Annotated in this window: 17 protein-coding genes; 1 reads left to right on the top strand and 16 read right to left on the bottom strand. The window is 33.1% G+C overall.

What is annotated here, in order from left to right; all coding sequences use genetic code 11:
• Window positions 1–22: 22 nt before the first annotated feature.
• From J3S90_RS03690 to J3S90_RS03665, 6 genes are all read right to left on the bottom strand, one after another.
• On the bottom strand, window positions 23–1,303 hold the full coding sequence (locus J3S90_RS03690) for an MFS transporter (protein WP_210644811.1): 1,281 nt from the start codon (window positions 1,301–1,303) through the stop codon (window positions 23–25).
• Window positions 1,303–2,991, bottom strand: coding sequence for a single-stranded-DNA-specific exonuclease RecJ (gene recJ, locus J3S90_RS03685; RefSeq protein ID WP_210644809.1), 1,689 nt, complete (start codon window positions 2,989–2,991; stop codon window positions 1,303–1,305). Before recJ ends, J3S90_RS03690 begins: the two co-directional genes overlap by 1 nt.
• 72 nt (window positions 2,992–3,063) lie before the next feature.
• Window positions 3,064–3,408, bottom strand: a complete 345-nt coding sequence (locus J3S90_RS03680; protein WP_210644807.1) for a HopJ type III effector protein — start codon at window positions 3,406–3,408, stop codon at window positions 3,064–3,066.
• An 11-nt stretch (window positions 3,409–3,419) separates the two neighbouring features.
• Entirely contained in the window at window positions 3,420–4,472 is a 1,053-nt protein-coding gene (locus J3S90_RS03675) for a flavin monoamine oxidase family protein (RefSeq protein ID WP_210644805.1), read from the bottom strand.
• Complete coding sequence (gene rsmI / locus J3S90_RS03670; RefSeq protein WP_210644803.1) at window positions 4,469–5,188, bottom strand: 16S rRNA (cytidine(1402)-2'-O)-methyltransferase; 720 nt, start codon at window positions 5,186–5,188, stop codon at window positions 4,469–4,471. The genes J3S90_RS03675 and rsmI overlap by 4 nt, the downstream gene beginning before the upstream one ends.
• 74 nt (window positions 5,189–5,262) lie before the next feature.
• A complete protein-coding gene (locus J3S90_RS03665; protein ID WP_210644801.1) occupies window positions 5,263–6,342 on the bottom strand; it encodes a hypothetical protein in 1,080 nt (359 codons plus the stop codon).
• A gap of 197 nt (window positions 6,343–6,539) precedes the next feature.
• Between J3S90_RS03665 and J3S90_RS03660 the strand changes: the two genes are divergently transcribed.
• Window positions 6,540–7,130, top strand: coding sequence for a thymidine kinase (locus J3S90_RS03660; RefSeq protein ID WP_188049018.1), 591 nt, complete (start codon window positions 6,540–6,542; stop codon window positions 7,128–7,130).
• A 205-nt stretch (window positions 7,131–7,335) separates the two neighbouring features.
• Here J3S90_RS03660 and rpoN read toward each other — a convergent pair whose 3' ends face one another.
• The 10 genes from rpoN to J3S90_RS03610 all read right to left on the bottom strand — a co-directional run bounded on the left by rpoN (window position 7,336) and on the right by J3S90_RS03610 (window position 17,910).
• Window positions 7,336–8,802, bottom strand: a complete 1,467-nt coding sequence (gene rpoN / locus J3S90_RS03655; protein WP_210644799.1) for an RNA polymerase factor sigma-54 — start codon at window positions 8,800–8,802, stop codon at window positions 7,336–7,338.
• A gap of 296 nt (window positions 8,803–9,098) precedes the next feature.
• On the bottom strand, window positions 9,099–9,494 hold the full coding sequence (locus J3S90_RS03650) for a GxxExxY protein (protein ID WP_210644796.1): 396 nt from the start codon (window positions 9,492–9,494) through the stop codon (window positions 9,099–9,101).
• A gap of 203 nt (window positions 9,495–9,697) precedes the next feature.
• Window positions 9,698–11,134 carry an asparagine--tRNA ligase gene (asnS, locus tag J3S90_RS03645; protein ID WP_188049016.1) on the bottom strand — a complete coding sequence of 479 codons (1,437 nt, stop codon included), beginning with the start codon at window positions 11,132–11,134 and terminating at the stop codon, window positions 9,698–9,700.
• 420 nt (window positions 11,135–11,554) lie between these two features.
• On the bottom strand, window positions 11,555–11,929 hold the full coding sequence (locus tag J3S90_RS03640; RefSeq protein ID WP_188049015.1) for a GreA/GreB family elongation factor: 375 nt from the start codon (window positions 11,927–11,929) through the stop codon (window positions 11,555–11,557).
• 545 nt (window positions 11,930–12,474) lie between these two features.
• A complete protein-coding gene (locus J3S90_RS03635) occupies window positions 12,475–12,687 on the bottom strand; it encodes a hypervirulence associated TUDOR domain-containing protein (protein WP_210644795.1) in 213 nt (70 codons plus the stop codon).
• A gap of 46 nt (window positions 12,688–12,733) precedes the next feature.
• Complete coding sequence (locus J3S90_RS03630; RefSeq protein ID WP_210644793.1) at window positions 12,734–13,270, bottom strand: DUF488 domain-containing protein; 537 nt, start codon at window positions 13,268–13,270, stop codon at window positions 12,734–12,736.
• Window positions 13,267–13,962 (bottom strand): SMUG2 DNA glycosylase family protein, encoded by a 696-nt coding sequence (locus tag J3S90_RS03625; protein WP_210644791.1) that lies wholly within the window; start codon window positions 13,960–13,962, stop codon window positions 13,267–13,269. Before J3S90_RS03625 ends, J3S90_RS03630 begins: the two co-directional genes overlap by 4 nt.
• A 222-nt stretch (window positions 13,963–14,184) precedes the next feature.
• Complete coding sequence (uraH, locus tag J3S90_RS03620) at window positions 14,185–14,595, bottom strand: hydroxyisourate hydrolase (protein WP_188049009.1); 411 nt, start codon at window positions 14,593–14,595, stop codon at window positions 14,185–14,187.
• 18 nt (window positions 14,596–14,613) lie between these two features.
• Window positions 14,614–15,111 carry a heme-binding protein gene (locus J3S90_RS03615; RefSeq protein WP_210644789.1) on the bottom strand — a complete coding sequence of 166 codons (498 nt, stop codon included), beginning with the start codon at window positions 15,109–15,111 and terminating at the stop codon, window positions 14,614–14,616.
• A gap of 393 nt (window positions 15,112–15,504) precedes the next feature.
• Window positions 15,505–17,910 (bottom strand): efflux RND transporter permease subunit, encoded by a 2,406-nt coding sequence (locus tag J3S90_RS03610; protein WP_210644787.1) that lies wholly within the window; start codon window positions 17,908–17,910, stop codon window positions 15,505–15,507.
• Between the last annotated feature and the right edge of the window lie 109 nt (window positions 17,911–18,019).

Below are 18,019 nucleotides of genomic sequence, written 5' to 3'. Positions count from 1 at the left end.
TATTCTAAATAAAAAACAACTATTATCCGTTTTCGTGTTCCTCTAAATCTTTTCTTAAATCTAGTTTTCTAAAGGTTGGTGATATTATTCCAGTAGTCAAAACGACTACAAGAGTCATGCTTCCGCCAAAAACAACCGCAGTTACAGTTCCCATTAATCGCGCTGTTAATCCACTTTCGAATGCACCTAATTCGTTTGAAGAGCCTACGAACATAGAGTTTACTGCTGAAACTCGGCCACGCATGTGATCTGGAGTTTTTAGTTGCAAAATGGTTTGACGTATCACTACTGAGATTCCATCGAAAACACCACTAAAGAATAATGCGATTAGTGAAACCCAGAAAATAGTAGAAAGTCCAAAAACAATAATACAGATTCCAAAAGCAAATATGGCGGCTAGCAGTTTTAGTCCTGCATTTTTACTCAATGGAACATAAGCTGTAATAATCATCGTTAAAAAGGCACCAACTGCAGGAGCAGCTCTTAGAAAACCGAAACCTTCAGGGCCTACTTTTAATATATCTTGTGCAAAAATGGGTAATAAAGCAATAGCGCCACCAAACAGAACGGCAACCATATCTAATGTAATGGCTCCTAATACTGTTTTGTTATTGAATACAAATTTGATTCCTTCGGATAAACTCTGCATTACAGGTTCTCCAATTTTAGGATTCAGAATAGGTTTTTTCTTTATTTGAGATAAAGCCAATAATGCAAAAAGAGAACAAGCAAAAACAGTGCACATCGACCAATGTACACCAATAAGCGTGATCGAGAATCCCGCTAGCGCTGGGCCAGCAACTGAGGCAATTTGCCATACAGAACTACTCCAAGTTGCTGCATTAGGATATACTTTTTTGGGAACTATTAGGGAAAGTAAAGAAAAGATAGTTGGTCCTAGAAAGGCTCTCACTAATCCGCCCAAAAAAACTAAGAAATAAATAGAATATAAAATAGTTTGTGTAGAAATATCGCCAATCACGACTGGCCAAGTAAGCAAAAACAAACCAAAACTGATGACTGAAAAAGCGAGAATGCATTTTACAAGTAGTCCTTTTTTCTCTTTTTGATCTACAACATGTCCGGCAAATAAAGCTAAGGAAATAGCTGGAATTACTTCCATTAATCCTATAATTCCTAACGAAAGAGGGTCTTTGGTAATACTGTACACTTGCCATTCTATGATAATGAATTGCATCGACCAAGCAAATACCATTGCAAATCGCAGTAATAAAAAAGTATTGAATTCTTTAAAACGTAAGGCGGCGTAAGGATCTTTTTTTTGCTTTATTTCTGTGCTCATTACTTAATACTTTTTAATCTTAATTGAACTGATGTTTTTCCGTTCCATTCGTTTTCGTCAATATTGTAGGCAACTTGAAAAGGTTTTTGGTTTGTTGTTAAATCAAATTTATCTCCTAAACCAAAACCAATTGCTGCGATTCCTTCGCTTCCATTTTGTTTTAAAAAAAGACGTAAATGCTCCTCGTCTTTTCCCATTGGTTTTCCGTATCCAGTGTCTTTAACATCTTTCGTTAAAAAAGTTGGAGTCATATTCTTGGGTCCAAAAGGTTCGAATTGTTTTAAAATTCGGATTAATTTTGGGGTTATATCAGAAAAATCAATTTCAGCGTCAATAGAAATTTCTGGAACCAGCATATCAGGATGAATGGTTTTTTCAACCTCTCTTTCAAATGCTTCTTTAAATAAGAGATAGTTCTCTTCTTTTAAAGTCATTCCGGCAGCATACATGTGTCCGCCAAATTGTTCTAAATGTTCTGAGCAAGCTTCGAGTGCATTATACACATCAAATCCTTTTACAGATCGAGCAGATGCAGCATATTTATCGCCACTTTTTGTGAAAACTAAAGTAGGACGATAATGCGTTTCAATTAATCGAGAAGCGACAATTCCGATTACTCCTTTGTGCCAATCTTCCTGAAAAACTACTGATGTAAAACGCTCTTTTTCATTGTTTTCTTCAATTTGTTTTAGTGCCTCTTTAGTGATTAATTTATCTAAATCCTTGCGTTCCGAGTTGTAAGCTTCAATTTCAGAAGCGAATTGCTGCGCTTGTTCAAAATCAAATTCCGTTAATAATTCTACGGCATGATTTCCGTGTTTGATGCGACCGGCAGCATTTATTCGCGGTGCAATAATAAAAACCACATCGGTTATATCTAAAACTTTCTTTTTTATTTGATGCACCAAAGCCTTAATTCCAGGTCTCGGATTGCTATTGATTACTTGTAATCCAAAATGGGCTAAAACTCGATTTTCACCAGTCATAGGAACAATGTCGGCGGCAATGGCAGCGGCAACTAAATCTAAGTAAGGAACTAAATCTTCTATGGTTTGACTTCTGTTGTTTCCTAAAGCCTGAATCAGTTTAAAACCAATTCCGCAACCGCATAATTCGTCATACGGATAGTTGCAATCCTCTCTTTTTGGATCGAGAACTGCAACCGCATCGGGCAATGTTTCTCCTGGACGGTGGTGATCACAAATGATGAAATCGATGTTTCGTTCTTTTGCGTAAGCAACATGATCAATCGATTTTATACCACAGTCTAGAGCAATGATTAGTGAAAATCCATTGTCATCGGCATAGTCAATTCCCATAAAGGAAACGCCATAGCCTTCCTGATAACGGTCCGGAATATAAGTAGCTACTTCAGGATAATAGCTTTTTAGATAAGAAGAAACAAGCGAAACTGCAGTAGTACCATCTACATCATAATCGCCAAAAACAAGAATACGCTCTTGATTCTGAATTGCTTTTTCAATTCTCTCGACCGCTTTTTCCATATCTTTCATTAAATAGGGATCGTGCAAATGCTCTAGAGAGGGACGAAAAAAAACCTTAGCCTCTTCAAAATTTTCAATACCTCGCTGAATTAATAATTGCGCTACAAAATCTTCCACATTTAAGGCCTGCGCCAGATGCTTGATTTTATCTTCGGAAGGTTTAGGTTGAATTGTCCAACGCATGTAATTTTTGATTGAGGATTATCGATTTCTGATTTTAGATTTGTATTCTGAAAATCAAAAGTCTTAAATAGTTTACTTCAATTTTAAAGGACTGCCATAAAATGCAATTCCTTCCCAACCGGTTTTCATGAAATTGCGGATGTTTTGGTGATTGTTCCCATTAGGGTTTTTTAACACCTCGTCATAATAATATGCGCCAAAACAAGATAATGTGTCTGACTGAGATAAGTTTTGTAATTCTGCAAAAGCAAATAATTTGCAAGAACCAGTATTTTCCTCCGCCGTATTGTGTAATACTCCATTTTCGAATGCTGTTGGCTCGAAAGTGTAGTTTTCTTCTATTACTGCAATCGTTTCGGTAAAAGAAATCGATTTTGGATTTTTATTTAATTTTTCTAAAAAAGAAGCTATATTCATCTTGTAGTGTATTAAAATTGAGTAGCTATGTTTCTAGCAGCAACGATTGCTCCTTCCATATAGCCTGGATTTTGGGAGGCAGTTTCTGAACCAGAAACATATAACTTATCGTTCCAGAGTGGTTTGTTATACTCTGAATTTCCATTGTTTTCATGTCCCAAAACGAGTTGCTCATAAGGAAAGAAAGTCAGTGGTTCTTCGCGCCATACTTTTTCGTGATAGGCAACATAATTCGCAGCTTCTTTACCAAAGACTTTTGTCAATTGAAGTAGTACTTTTTCTTCTCGTTGCTCTTTAGTGAGTGTATAAGTGCCGCCATTTAGAAATCCTTTAAGCGCGAATCCTTTATTGTCATTGTTGCTGTGATCATACATTTCTTGAATGATACTGGCTTGACTGAAAAGTGTGCCTGAATAATTATTTTCTTTCCAAAATGGATTGGCATATTCAACCGCAAATTTTATCGATTCGCCCATCCAAGTATGTGTTTTTTTGGCTAATCGCTGAATTTTTTCTGGCAAATGGGGTTCGAATTGTATAGTTTGAACTAACAAATGCGGAGGCAAAGTACTGATAATCTTTGTTGCTGTGTGTTTAATTCCGTTAGAATCTGTAATTTCTATATAATTTTCAATTTCTTTTACAGCTGTTACTTTAGCTTTGGTTTTAATATTTTCTAAGCCAACTTCAGTAATTAATTTTTCAATTAATTTGGCTGTTCCACCCACTATTCTAAAGGAAGGTTCTTCGGCATCCGAAATTTCAAATCTTTGTGGAGGAACAAACGACATCGTTTCAAAAAAGGAGATACCTTTAGTATGTTGCTTAAAATAAGGTATTTCGAATTCCTCTAATAATGCAATAAGATTTTGATGCGGTTTACTGAACCAAGTGGCTCCCATTTCCATTGTTGCTCCGCTAGAACCCGTAAGAGTTTCTATACGTCCACCAATACGTTTGTCTGCTTCTAAAATAGTTATATTATAGCCTTTTTTTTGAAGCAAATAGGCAATCATTAAACCCGATAATCCAGCACCAATTATTATAATTTTCTCTTTATTCATATTTCTTCTTCTGGTGAAAATTTAGATTTTTTAGCTTCTTTAACGATGGTTTTCCCGGCAACCACTACTACAATTTCTCCTCTTGGAGGCGTTTTTTCAAAATGGGCCAAAACTTCTTTTGCTGTACCTCTTCGGTTTTCTTCGTGTAATTTTGATAGTTCTCTAGAAACACAAATTTGGCGATCCTCACCAAAGTAAGTAACAAATTCAGCTAGTGTTTTTACTAATTTATGAGGGGAAACATAGAGAATCATCGTTCTAGTTTCTTCAGCTAATTCTAAGTAACGAGTTTGGCGTCCTTTCTTTTCGGGTAAAAAACCTTCGAAAATAAATTTATCATTCGGCAAGCCACTATTTACTAATGCAGGTACAAAAGCAGTGGCGCCGGGCAAACATTCTACAGTGATTCCGTTTTCTACACAGGCACGAGTTAGTAAAAACCCAGGGTCTGATATCGCTGGAGTTCCAGCATCAGAAATTAATGCAATTGTTTCTCCTGCTTTTAATCTAGAAATTAAATTCTCAACTGTTTTATGTTCATTATGCATGTGATGGCTGTGCATGTGTGTGCCAATTTCAAAATGCTTCAGTAACTTTCCGCTCGTACGCGTATCTTCTGCAAGGATCAAATCGACTTCTTTAAGAATTCGAATCGCTCGAAAAGTCATGTCTTCGAGATTGCCGATAGGCGTAGGAACGATATATAATTTTGACATAGTTAGATAATTAATTACAAATTTCAGTTCTTCTAAATTTGTTAAAATTCCTTTTCATTGAATTTAATAATAAATTACAAGAATTTTTTCTCAATAATGTCCATAAAACGGTCTTCATATTCTTGTTTTCCGTCCCAATTGTTGTAATCTGGTTTTACCATTTCCTGAACAAAATCTCTTGTTTCGTAAAAGGTATTAAAGGTGATTAATTGGCTTAAAACGCGATTATAATCCTCACTGCTATTACCAAAAAGATGTTTTATAAAAGCCAATCTATCGTTTAAATCGATATTTATTCCTTTGGATAACTTATCATTAAGAGAGACTGTTTTTGGTTCTGATTGCTCAGCTACTTCAACTTCAATAATATTGGTTTTTAAAACGGCTGTTTTTTTCTCCTCAGCGGGTATTGGAGTTTCAATCACAGCAGCCGTATTTTGTACTTGATCTTTTTTTACAAATAAGGTGTCATGATAATTTCCTCCTAATAGTTCTTCAAATGATATTTGTACAACATCTGATTTCTTAGGTGTTTCTAGTTCTGTTTCGACTTCTTCTACAGGTGATATTTCGAAAGCAGGAACAAAAGGAGTATTTTCCGATTCTGTGATTATCGGTGCTGCATTTTCTTGTGTAACTTCTATTTTAGTATCTTCTTTAGTTTCTTCAACGGCTTCGTTAATAGTTTCTTCTTCTGTAGTTTCAAAAGTATTTTCTTCTGATTCTTCTGTGATATTTTCAGTTTCCTCTATTGCTTCAATTGAAGGTAATTCTTCTGTTGGATTTTCACTAGATAAAGAAGTTTTTTCCTCTTGCTTTTCTAATACAACTTCATTATTTTCTTGAATAGCGTTTTCTTCTTCCTTTTCTATTTCAAGTTCTTCCTTTTCTTCAATAGGATTTTCTTCTATTGCATGGATCGACTCTGATTCTAAACTGGGATTTTCAAAAACAGATTCGATTTCTTTTGAAATCTCTGAATATCCAATGGTGGGTTTTGCTTCGCTAAAATGATCTTCTACAAATCTTAGAACAGCCAATTTTTCGTATAATTTCTGTGTTTCTAAATATAATTGATTGATGTCAGATTTATTTTTTAACTGTAATACTCTGTGAGCAATGCTGATGAGATCAGCTTCCAATTTTTTTTTCATAACTTTGAAATTGTAGTGTGTTAGGCGGGTCTTTTCGATATATTCCTTCCGGAGTTTTATTTTAGCTAGTGGAAGAAGCGACCTTTTAATAAAAATGTCATACTTTTGAAACGACGTAAAAGTATAAAATTTTTAAGTCGATTTCTCTATTACAAAGTAATAAAAACTATTCATTTTTTAAGTCAGAAAAATACAAAATGTTTCTCGAAAATACAGTAAATCATAAAGAGCAGTTCGGCTGGATTGAAGTCATTTGCGGATCTATGTTTTCGGGTAAAACCGAAGAATTGATTCGTCGTCTCAAAAGAGCACAATTTGCTAAACAAAAAGTTGAAATTTTTAAACCTGCTATTGACACCCGCTATGATGAAGAAATGGTGGTTTCACATGATGCCAATGAAATTCGCTCTACACCAGTTCCTGCTGCTGCAAATATTGCTATTTTAGCACAAGGTTGCGATGTAGTTGGTATAGATGAAGCTCAGTTTTTTGATGACGAAATCGTGAAAATTTGCAACGATTTGGCTAATCAAGGGATTCGTGTTATTGTAGCTGGTTTAGACATGGATTTTAAAGGCAACCCTTTTGGTCCAATGCCCGCTCTTATGGCAACTGCCGAATATGTAACTAAAGTTCACGCTGTATGTACACGCACCGGAAATTTAGCTAATTATAGTTTTCGTAAAACGGATAATGATAAATTGGTAATGCTTGGTGAAACCGAAGAATACGAACCGCTAAGTCGTGCAGCTTATTATCATGCCATGCGAAAAGATCAGGAGAAGTAAAACTCAACCAAGAAGAGCGAAGCGGAACTAGATTGAAATATAAAAGTGTATAAAATAAAAAACCCTTTCAGAATTTTAAATTCTGAAAGGGTTTTTTATTTTATAGAAACATTTTTTTTTTTGAATTGCTTTAGAGAAAAACGGCACAATAAATATATAATAAGTATTATTTTATTTGTCAACACTAAATCTCAAATAGGCAATCTTACATTTTCTTTCTCATTCTCGCTACAGGAATATCGAGTTGTTCTCTGTATTTCGCAATGGTTCTTCTGGCTATAGGATACCCTTTTTCTTTTAGGATTTCAGCCAATTGATCATCCGGAAGTGGTTTTTTCTTATCTTCTTCCTCAATCGTATTTTGAAGAATCTTCTTGATTTCTAAGGTAGAGACATCTTCACCTTGATCATTTTTCATCGCTTCAGAGAAAAATTCTTTGATCAATTTCGTACCATAAGGTGTTTCTACATATTTGCTGTTAGCCACTCGTGAAATTGTCGAAATATCAAGACCTACCATATCAGCGATGTCCTTTAAAATCATCGGTTTCAATTTGGTTTCATCACCATCTAAGAAAAATTCTTCTTGATAATGCATAATTGCATTCATCGTAACAAAAAGTGTTTCCTGACGTTGGCGTATCGCATCAATAAACCATTTGGCCGAGTCTAATTTTTGTTTGATAAACTGAACCGCATCTTTTTGCTGTGCTGATTTATCGCGAGAATCCTTATAGGTCTGCATCATTTCCTGGTAATCTTTAGAAACGTGTAGGGAAGGAGCATTTCTACCATTTAAGGTTAATTCTAATTCGCCATCAACAATTCTAATAGCGAAATCAGGGACAACATTTTCGGTAATTTTATTGTTTCCAGTAAATGCGCCACCTGGTTTTGGATTTAGTTTTTCTATTTCATGAACCGCTTTTTTAAGTTGCTCGTTCGAAACGCTATATTTTTGAATTAACTTATCGTAATGTTTCTTAGTAAAGGCATCAAACTGATTCTCGATGATATCAGTGGCAAGTTCTACATATTCTGTTGGCGTTTTATGTTTTAATTGCAACAATAAACATTCTTGTAAATCGCGCGCTCCAACACCGGAAGGTTCTAGTTCATGAATGACTTGCATCATTTTTTCAACCATCTTCTCATCAGTGTAAATACCTTGCGTGAATGCCATATCATCTACCATATCAGGTACACTGCGACGAATGTATCCCATATCGTCAATACTTCCCACTAAAAATTCTGCAATTTCACGTTCTTCATCGTTCAATATGAAAGTGTTCAATTGATTAATTAAATCTTGGTGAAAACTTACTGGCGCTGCAAATGGCGTTTCGCGATCTTCATCGTCGTCACTATAATTATTGGCTTGCGTTTTATAATCTGGAGTTTCGTCGTTACTTAGATATTCATCGATGTTAATGTCTTCAGCATCGATTCGCTCTGATTCGGCGTCATCATAATCATCGTAATCTTCGTTTTCAAACTCGTCATTTTCAAACTCATCTTCTTCTTTTCCAGCTTCAAGAGCCGGATTTTCGTTCATTTCTTCTAACAAACGTTGTTCAAAGGCTTGCGTAGGCAATTGAATTAGCTTCATCAACTGAATTTGTTGAGGAGATAATTTCTGTGATAATTTTAAATTTAAGAATTGCTTTAGCATAATAAGGCACTAATTTATTTGTTTTTTGCCACTAAGACGCAAAGGCGCAAAGTTTTTATTTAATTTTTCTATTTATAAAGGCACTAATTTGTTTGTTTTTTTGCCACTAAGACGCAAAGGCGCAAAGTTTTTATTTAATTTTTCTATTTATAAAGGCACTAATTTGTTTGTTTTTTTTGCCACTAAGACGCAAAGGCGCAAAGTTTTTATCTAATTTTTCTATTTATAAAGGCAATAATTTGTTTGTTTTTTTGGCCACTAAGGCGAAAAGTTTTATTTAATAATTTTATCGCCTTCTAATAATTATTTTTTGTGTTAATGAATCTTTTAATACCACTTTTTATTAATGGTACATTGAAATTAATCAAAAAACCAATTTCTTTGTTTAGAAGTTTTAAATGGCTAATAATTTGAGCTTGCCATACAGGATTTATTGTTTCAACTGCTTTTATCTCTACAATAATACAATCTTCAACTAATAAATCAAGTCGTAAACCTTCGCTAAATTCAATACCGTCATAAACGATCGGTATATCTATTTGTCTTTTTACATTCAGTCCAACTTTACTGATTTCATGAGCTAAACAAACTTCATAGACTCTTTCTAGTAAACCAGGTCCTAATTCTTTATGAACTCTATAGGCTGAATTTACTATTATTTTAGCTATTTCTTCTGTTCTCTCTGTAATCATATTCATTAGTTATTATTGTACACCAATTCATTGATTACTTTTCTTTAATCCTAATAAATGTTTTTATTGTTTCAAAAGCAAGCTTCGTTTATCTAATACATTCTTTCCAAAATTTAAAAGAAGCTTAGTGTCTTAGAGCCTTTGTGGCAAATTTACTTATTAATAAGAAAGACTTAGTGTCTGATCAAATTGAGTTGTGAAAATTAAAATTCAGCGTTTTGTGGTGTTCTAGGAAAAGGAATTACATCTCTAATGTTTGTCATTCCCGTAACAAAAAGAACCAATCTCTCGAATCCAAGACCAAAGCCAGAGTGAACTGCAGATCCAAAACGTCTAGTGTCTAAATACCACCATAATTCTTCTTCGTCAATTCCTAAAGCTTTCATTTTTTCAACTAAAACATCAAAACGCTCTTCTCTTTGAGATCCACCTACGATTTCTCCAATTCCAGGGAAAAGGATATCCATTGCACGAACTGTTTTTCCATCTTCATTCAAACGCATGTAAAATGCTTTTATGTTTGCAGGATAATCAAACAAGATTACCGGACATTTAAAGTGTTTTTCAACTAAATAACGCTCGTGTTCTGATTGTAAGTCAGCACCCCATTCGTTAATGATATAGTTGAATTTTTTCTTTTTATTTGGCGTACATTCTCTTAAAATATCAATTGCTTCCGTGTAGGAAACACGTTTGAAATTATTTTCAAGGACAAAATTTAATTTTTCTAAAAGAGGCATTTCGCTTCTTTCAGCAGCTGGTTTCGATTTTTCTTCATCTAATAAACGACCTTCTAAGAATTTTAAATCCTCAGGACATTTATCCATCGTATATTTAATAACATACTGAATAAAATCTTCAGCCAAATCCATATTGTCATTCAAATCATTAAAAGCTACTTCTGGCTCAATCATCCAAAATTCAGCAAGGTGACGAGAAGTATTTGAATTCTCTGCTCTAAAAGTTGGTCCAAAAGTATAAATCTGACCCAAAGCCATTGCAAAAGTTTCTCCTTCTAATTGTCCAGAAACCGTCAAGTTGGTTTCTTTACCAAAAAAATCTTCTTTATAATCTACTTTCCCATCTTCGGTTCTTGGTGTTCCGTCAAATGGTAGCGCCGTTACTTTAAACATTTCTCCAGCGCCTTCAGCATCAGATCCTGTAATGATTGGTGTATTTACATATACAAAACCCTTTTGTTGAAAGTAACTATGAACCGCATACGACAATACTGAACGCACTCTCATAATGGCTCCAAACATATTTGTTCTAACTCTTAAATGCGCATTTTCACGCAAGAAATCAAGACTTGGTTTGTTTTTAGGTTGTATTGGGAATTTCTCCGCATCTGAATCTCCAAGAATTTCTAGTTTTGCCACTTGAATCTCAAATTTCTGTCCAGCACCTTTACTTTCGATCAAAGTTCCTGTTACCGATATAGCAGCTCCAGTAGTAATTCTCTTCAAGGTTTCGTCTGGCGTGTTTTCAAAATCGACTACACATTGAATATTATCAATCGTAGAACCATCATTTAAAGCAATAAATTGATTGTTTCTAAAAGTTCTCACCCATCCTTTTGCATTTACTTCATGAAGTGTCGTGGTACTGTTTAGTAAGTCTTTAACTCTTGTATGTCTCATTTTAGGTATATAATTGATATTAAAAATTGTCTCGCAACCGAAATGCAAATATAATTGATTTGTTTCTATTTTTATGATGGGAAATGAGGTAATAAGGAGCTATTTCCCGCTATTCGCTATATCTTTTACTTTTTTGAGAAAAAAGTAAAAGGATGCCGCTACTATCGGGGCTAACACGTGGCCAAAATTTAGATGTTTTGTTGGTAATTGTTATTTAGTGGTTATTTGTTTTTCTAAATACAAAATACCCAAATTTCTCACGCAGAATGTGCGCCACAATCAGGCTTTTGTATGGTTGTAATCTTAATTTTAAAAAATAAAGTAAAATAATCGAATATATTTAAACAAAAAAAAACAGTCACAAAATTAAATTTGAAACTGTTTTTTTTGGTGCTAATTAGTAGCTAAAAGAATTTGAATTTAGATTCTTTCTACTTTCAATAATTCAATTTCTTTTTCTCCTTCTTCAAAAACCCAATTAATGATGTCACCTTCTTGACAACCTACTAATGCTAGACCCATTGTAGACATAATCGATTCCGTATTGTTTCTTCTTTTTGCTTTGTCTGGAGCAACAAACGTAAAAACTTCCTCTTCGTTAGTATCTAGGTATTTGATAGTTGCACGAGTATCTATGTTAATTACATTTTCTGGTAATTCTTTTCTTGTGACTTGTTTTGCATTTTTAAGTTGCAATAATAAGGTAGCTTCTTGAACTGCTGTTGCTTTTTTTCTTTTGACATGATCTTTAATCATATCGTATACTCCGGTAGTTAAAATTAAACTTTTTGACATTTTATTAGTTTTTTGTTGCACTACTTTTTAGAAGTTTTTTTAATACCCAAATATCAAATACCCACACTATTAAAAGATGGGATTCGACCATGAAAAACTTCATCAAAGCTTTGATGCGTTATTTTATAAAGATAAATTGAATAGTAAAGGAGTCCCTGTCTTGGGTTGCGACAGGGTTTAAGATATAAACTCTTTAGAGCTTTTTAAAAAAGCATCGTCTTGTTTATACTGCAAAGACAAAACAAGACCTAACTTATAAGGTTTTTTATATAAAAAATATAGCTTGTCCATTGTTTGTTTTTTTTCTAAATGCTAAGATAGATTATATAACAGTCATTTCAAAACTATACGCTGTAGTATTGTGTGTATTAACATTACATTAGCGTTTTTCTACAAGTTCATTAGGTTAAATTTAAGAAACTTACTTGTTTTTTCAATTTAGTAGTTATCTAAATAGTAAATAAATATAATTCCTTTATCTAAAAAAACTTGTATTTATGACAAATAATCTGTGTATTAATAGCAATCGGTTTCTAGAGTTAATTTTATTGTATTTTGGTAAGCGTCCTTCCTTTATGGGCCGCAATATGATCTGTTTTGCTACTTTTTATTTCATATTGAGGATCTTCTTCGGTTGCGTGGTGGGTATAACCTTTGTAATCAAAATTCTCAGTATGTATTTTGATGATGGTTCCTGAAACTATTCCCGCTTCGGAGTTCCAACTTACTTGGTCGCCTATTTTGAATGTTGTTTTCATGATTGACTTTCTAATTATAATTTAAAACATATGGATAAATAATCCACTAGGTTTCCTCTGAATAAAAAACCTTTTCATTAACAATTCTTGCTGGTGCGGTATATTTATGTTCTTGAATTTTTGCGATGTTCATTATATGTAAAACATTCCATCCTTTTGCTTTAAGATAATCAGAAACCATTGAGCGATGGCATCGCCACCAAACGGCTTCAGAACACATATAGGCAGTGGTTTGTTTTAAGGCGATTTGTTTGAGTTGTTCAACCCCTTTTTCAAAAGCTTCGGTTTCCATATAATCGGCATAGCCTCGAAAAGATTCATTTTTCCAGACTGTGTTTTTCGAGTCTTTATCTGCTTTTCTTCTTCCTCCTAAGTCAACTAAATGAATGTATTGTATTCCAGCTTTTTCTAATGAATTTTTTAAATTTTCCTGATCGTATTGCGGATATTTACGTGAACCCGGAAAACGACGGATGTCAACAACTGTTTTGATATCAAATGATTGAAGCATACTCAAAAACACCTCAATGCTGTGAGTAGAGTGACCTATCGTATAAATTACAGCTGTTTTTGTAGTGCTCATAATTCATTATTGAGTGTGAGTATGTATTTGTCAATATAAATTTGCTTTTCTTTCGATTTATATTGTTGGATGTAACGCGGATGTTCTAATACTTTTATTTGCTCAAATAAATGGGCTTCTTTATTTAATTTTTGAATGAATAATGCATTTTTCTTTCCTAATACATATACTTCAGAAGTATCTAATCCGATGCCAATATTATTTTTTAAGGTCAAAATCATAAATTCCTTTACCATTTCAAAAAGAGCAGCATCATCGTAATAATTAGCATTGAGCCAGTTACCTTCTTTCGTTTTCCTTACGATAGCTAACGGAAAAGGGGAGTTGATGTAAAATTGTTTATAGAAAGTTGCTGCTCCGCCATATTCTGCAATCATGTCATACATAAATACAGACGATATTTCATGTGTATGTGCAGATTCCATTTTGATGCCACAAACACTTTCCAATCGCTTTGTATCTGTAAAAGGTACTCCTGTTACACCAGCTCCATGACGACTTGGATTAATACCGACAATAAATTTTCGTTGTTCTGTATCAGAATAAAATTTATGGTAAAATTGCTGCATCACTTGCATCGTTTCAGGATTGTCCATATACGGATTAATGACTTTAAAGCCATCAGGAAGCGATCCCGAAAAGTTTAATTGTCTATTAAAATTGATTACTTTATCTCCAAAACTTTCTGTCATGCTAATCGTATTTATTTTTTTAGAATTTGTCAAACTAAGAGTCTAGGAAATAATCATTTAATTCACGAGTGTCATCTAAAAAAAAATGATGTTTTGTAAATTTAAGAAAAAAGTAAATTCTAAAATAAAAAAGAGGACTAGAATTCTGATTAGTTTCAGAATTCGAGTCCTCTTCAATTTTTGTAAATTTAGTTTTACCTTAAATAAAACCAACTATGTATTTTAGTTTCCTCTGTAAGTAGAATACCCAAAAGGAGAAAGTGTAATTGGTACATGGTAATGTTCATTGTCTTTCAATTCAAAAACGATTTCGATAAAAGGATAAAATGATTTTTGTCCCGCCTTTTTGAAATAAGGTTCAGTGTGGAATGTAAGTTTGTAAATGCCAGTATGATCTTTTCCGTCTGCTTTAACAAAATCTGCTATGCGTCCGTTTTTGTCTGTGTATTTTTCATCAATTTTCACCCATTTCTCGTCTTTATCTTGTTTGGATAAAGTTATTTTAACATCAGCTGCCGGTTTTCCTTGAGTAATATCTAAAATATGACTTGATAATTGGTATTTTACTTCTTGCGCAAATGACATACTTGCTGTAGCAAGAAATAATACTAGTAATAGACTTTTTATTTTCATTGTAATTTAATTAAGAGATTATTGACTGATTTTAAAACCTAAATTTTCAATTGCTTTTATAGCAATATTGTTATCGTTTTCAGAGCCACCACCACCGGATACCCCAATGCTTCCTACTAAATTTCCGTCTTTCCAAATGGGTGCACCTCCACCTAATAAAAGTAATTCGGGTAAGGTATTTAGATTTTTAGCATCCTTGCTTTCTTCTGCATTTTTCATTAACAGCAAACTAGGTGTTTTCGTAGAAAAAGAGGTGTATGCTTTTCTTCTTGATGCTTCTGTATTATGAGGTCCTACATTATCGCCTTTTAGTAAAAGTATAGTAACACCAGAGGAATTTAATACAGCAACAGAAACTTTTTTGTTAATTTTCTGAGCTTCTAAATTGGCTTGCTTTGCTAATTCTAAGGCTCCTTCTTGATTTAAATCACTTGATTTTACTAGATATTGTGCAGAAGCAGAATAGATGAAAACGAAGAATAAAGCACTAGTTAAAATTTTTTTTCTAATGTTCATGACGCAATTTTTTAATTTATATGTGCTACTTTAAGTAGTTATATAGGAATAAATTTTTATAGTATTGTTCTAATACTTTGCAAATGTATTAGGTTTGGGGAGGTTTATTAATAGCCATTATAAATAAGTTAACAGCTGTTAACGGATTTTTAATATCAAAATGCAATCAATAATTGTCACTTCAGTATTAAAAAGCTTACGCAAACAGCTGTTAAGATATTTAGATTTGAACTTAATTTAACAAAATGGACTAACCCTTAAAAGGTTACTATTTTACTTTAAAAAAAGTTGAGGCACAATAATTTTTTTATTAATGAATAGCGATCATTAATCTTTTCATAATTTCATTGTAAAATTGTAAGGTAATTTTTTAATAATAAATCGGAATTAATGCTAAACTTCGTTGTCTGCATCCTTTGGATTATTTAAAATAACAATTTTAGGTTCAATAAATTCTTGCTTGTTAGTCAATGATTTGTTTAATGTTAAAACCAGACAAGGCAATAACATTAAGTTTGATAACATCCCGAAGGCTAAGGTAATAGCGATTAATCCGCCCAAAGCGACAGTGCCACCAAAATCAGATAACATGAATACAGAGAAACCAACAAATAATACTACCGAAGTATAAAACATACTTATTCCTGATTCCTTTATTGTAGCAAAAACTGATTTTTTTATCTTCCAATTATTGCGCTTTAGTTCTTGACGGTATTGTGCCAAAAAGTGAATCGTATCGTCAACTGAAAGTCCAAAGGCAATACTAAAAACTAAAATGGTTGAAGGTTTTAATGGAATGCCAAAATAACCCATCAATCCAGCAGTAATTACAAGCGGAAGTAAATTTGGAATCAACGAAACGATCACCATCTTAAAAGAACGGAACATGAAAACCATTAATAATGAAATTAAAAATACAGCAAATAATAGTGAAGTGACAAGATTGTCTAATAAATATTGTGTTCCTTTTTCAAAAACCAATGCTTTACCAGTCATAACGACGTGATAGCGATCTTTAGGAAAAATTTTATTGGCTTTTGCCCAAAGTTTATCTTCGATTTTAGCCATATTTCCGGTGCCAATGTCTCTCATAAAAGTGGTGATTCTTGCCACTTGTCCTGAGCTATCTACATAGCTTTTCATTAAATTGTTTTTCGAGTTTTTTGTAGCATTTTTAGCATAACCTAAAATAAAACTTTGCTCCTGTGAGGTTGGTAAATCATAATAATCAGGATTGCCATTATAATACGCTTGCTTTGAATATTTAACTAGGTTTAATATCGAAATAGGTTTAGAAAGTTCTGGAATTTCTTCTATAGTTTCCTGTAATTCGTCCATTTTTTTTAGTGTAGACAAACTCATAACCCCTTTTTTTCTTTTGGTGTCAACCGTAATTTCAAGAGGCATAATTCCTTCAAATTCTTTTTCGAAAAATAAAATGTCTTTATAAAAGCTAGTATTTTTCGGCATATCTTCGATAAGGCTTCCTGAAGTTTTGATTTTTAAAGCGCCCATAATGCTTACTAAAAATACAATTAAGGCAACGATATAGACATATTTTCTATTGTATTTTACTGTTTTTGCAATCCAGTTTATGAATTTACGGGTGTAATTACGATTTAAATGTTCTAAATGCTTTTGTTTAGGAACGGGTTGGTAACTGTAATAAATAGGAATTACAATCAAACATAAAAAGAAAAGAGAAATAATGCTTAAAGAGGAAATAATACCAAATTCCTTAAGAAGATGACTACTAGTAATTATAAAAGTGGCAAACCCCGCCGCCGTGGTTAGATTAGTCATCAGCGTTGCTGTTCCTACTTTTGTAATAACGCGCTGTAAAGCTCTTGCTTTGTTGTGGTGTGCGCTATATTCTTGTTGGTATTTATTGGTTAGGAAAATACAATTCGGAATTCCAATGACGATAACTAATGTTGGAACAAGTGCAGTAAGAACCGTGATTTGGTAATTGAACAATCCTAATAATCCAAAAGTCCACATGACACCAATAATTACAATTATGATGGCAATCAATGTAGCGCGAAACGAACGAAAAAAGAAGAAAAATATTAAGGAAGTTAATAGTAACGAAGCACCAATAAACAGACTGATTTCATTTACAATACTCAAAGCATTTAACGTACGGATATAAGGCATTCCGGAAACACGTAAGTCAATTCCGGTTTCTTTCTCGAAAGCATCTATTTTTGGAATAAATTCTTTTACAATGTAATCCTTACGATGTGCAGTATTTACAATTTTTTTGTCTAGATAAATAGCTGAGCGAATGCTTCCGCTTTTTTTATTAAAAAGTAAACCTTCGTAAAAAGGCATGTTCTGAAACAAATCCTTCTTGATTGAATTCAAATATGCTGCACTATTTGTTTTCTTAGAATCAACAAAAGGGACTAATTCAAAAGTTTGTAATGATTCATTTTTCTTTAATTGCTTTAAATCATTTATCGAGACCACTAAATCGACTTCCTTTTGCGCTTTGATTTCGGTCATTAATTTGTTCCAAGCAGCGAAAGCTTTTGGTGTAAAAAAAGCATCATCTTTTACGCCAACGACGATTAAGTTTCCTTCTTCGCCAAATTTATCTAAAAAAGCATTGTATTCTTTATTAACGATGTGATCGTCAGGAAGTAAATTAGCCTCTGTAAATGAAAACTGTATATTTTTCCATTGTAATGCTAAAAGAGCTGTTATCGCAATAATAATCGATAACATTAAAATTCTATTTTTGAGGACAATTCGAGCTACTAGTTCCCAAAATCCTATGCTAAACCACTTCGCCATATTTAATATTTAAAGGATGTAAAGGTAATTAAATGGATTCTAAGTCATTAATTTTAGCTTCTTTTTTTTGATGGTTTTAACTTTGGTTTGAGCTTATATATTTTATTTA

Origin of the sequence: Flavobacterium flabelliforme (assembly GCF_017948675.1) — a bacterium.
Classification (GTDB): Bacteria; Bacteroidota; Bacteroidia; order Flavobacteriales; family Flavobacteriaceae; genus Flavobacterium; species Flavobacterium pygoscelis.
Note: the sequence above shows the minus strand (reverse complement) of the source record. Positions and strands in the feature narration are given on the sequence as shown.

What these genes read in the sequence shown, in the direction of transcription:
- rsmI (WP_210644803.1), bottom strand. Translation starts at nt 5,188, where the DNA reads ATGTCAAAATTATATATCGTTCCTACGCCTATCGGCAATCTCGAAGAC.
- J3S90_RS03615 (WP_210644789.1), bottom strand. Translation starts at nt 15,111, where the DNA reads ATGAACATTAGAAAAAAAATTTTAACTAGTGCTTTATTCTTCGTTTTC.
- J3S90_RS03690 (WP_210644811.1), bottom strand. Translation starts at nt 1,303, where the DNA reads ATGAGCACAGAAATAAAGCAAAAAAAAGATCCTTACGCCGCCTTACGT.
- J3S90_RS03630 (WP_210644793.1), bottom strand. Translation starts at nt 13,270, where the DNA reads ATGAGCACTACAAAAACAGCTGTAATTTATACGATAGGTCACTCTACT.
- J3S90_RS03660 (WP_188049018.1), top strand. Translation starts at nt 6,540, where the DNA reads ATGTTTCTCGAAAATACAGTAAATCATAAAGAGCAGTTCGGCTGGATT.
- J3S90_RS03610 (WP_210644787.1), bottom strand. Translation starts at nt 17,910, where the DNA reads ATGGCGAAGTGGTTTAGCATAGGATTTTGGGAACTAGTAGCTCGAATT.
- J3S90_RS03635 (WP_210644795.1), bottom strand. Translation starts at nt 12,687, where the DNA reads ATGAAAACAACATTCAAAATAGGCGACCAAGTAAGTTGGAACTCCGAA.
- J3S90_RS03680 (WP_210644807.1), bottom strand. Translation starts at nt 3,408, where the DNA reads ATGAATATAGCTTCTTTTTTAGAAAAATTAAATAAAAATCCAAAATCG.
- rpoN (WP_210644799.1), bottom strand. Translation starts at nt 8,802, where the DNA reads ATGCTAAAGCAATTCTTAAATTTAAAATTATCACAGAAATTATCTCCT.
- recJ (WP_210644809.1), bottom strand. Translation starts at nt 2,991, where the DNA reads ATGCGTTGGACAATTCAACCTAAACCTTCCGAAGATAAAATCAAGCAT.
- J3S90_RS03650 (WP_210644796.1), bottom strand. Translation starts at nt 9,494, where the DNA reads ATGATTACAGAGAGAACAGAAGAAATAGCTAAAATAATAGTAAATTCA.
- J3S90_RS03625 (WP_210644791.1), bottom strand. Translation starts at nt 13,962, where the DNA reads ATGACAGAAAGTTTTGGAGATAAAGTAATCAATTTTAATAGACAATTA.
- uraH (WP_188049009.1), bottom strand. Translation starts at nt 14,595, where the DNA reads ATGAAAATAAAAAGTCTATTACTAGTATTATTTCTTGCTACAGCAAGT.
- J3S90_RS03675 (WP_210644805.1), bottom strand. Translation starts at nt 4,472, where the DNA reads ATGAATAAAGAGAAAATTATAATAATTGGTGCTGGATTATCGGGTTTA.
- J3S90_RS03665 (WP_210644801.1), bottom strand. Translation starts at nt 6,342, where the DNA reads ATGAAAAAAAAATTGGAAGCTGATCTCATCAGCATTGCTCACAGAGTA.
- J3S90_RS03640 (WP_188049015.1), bottom strand. Translation starts at nt 11,929, where the DNA reads ATGTCAAAAAGTTTAATTTTAACTACCGGAGTATACGATATGATTAAA.
- asnS (WP_188049016.1), bottom strand. Translation starts at nt 11,134, where the DNA reads ATGAGACATACAAGAGTTAAAGACTTACTAAACAGTACCACGACACTT.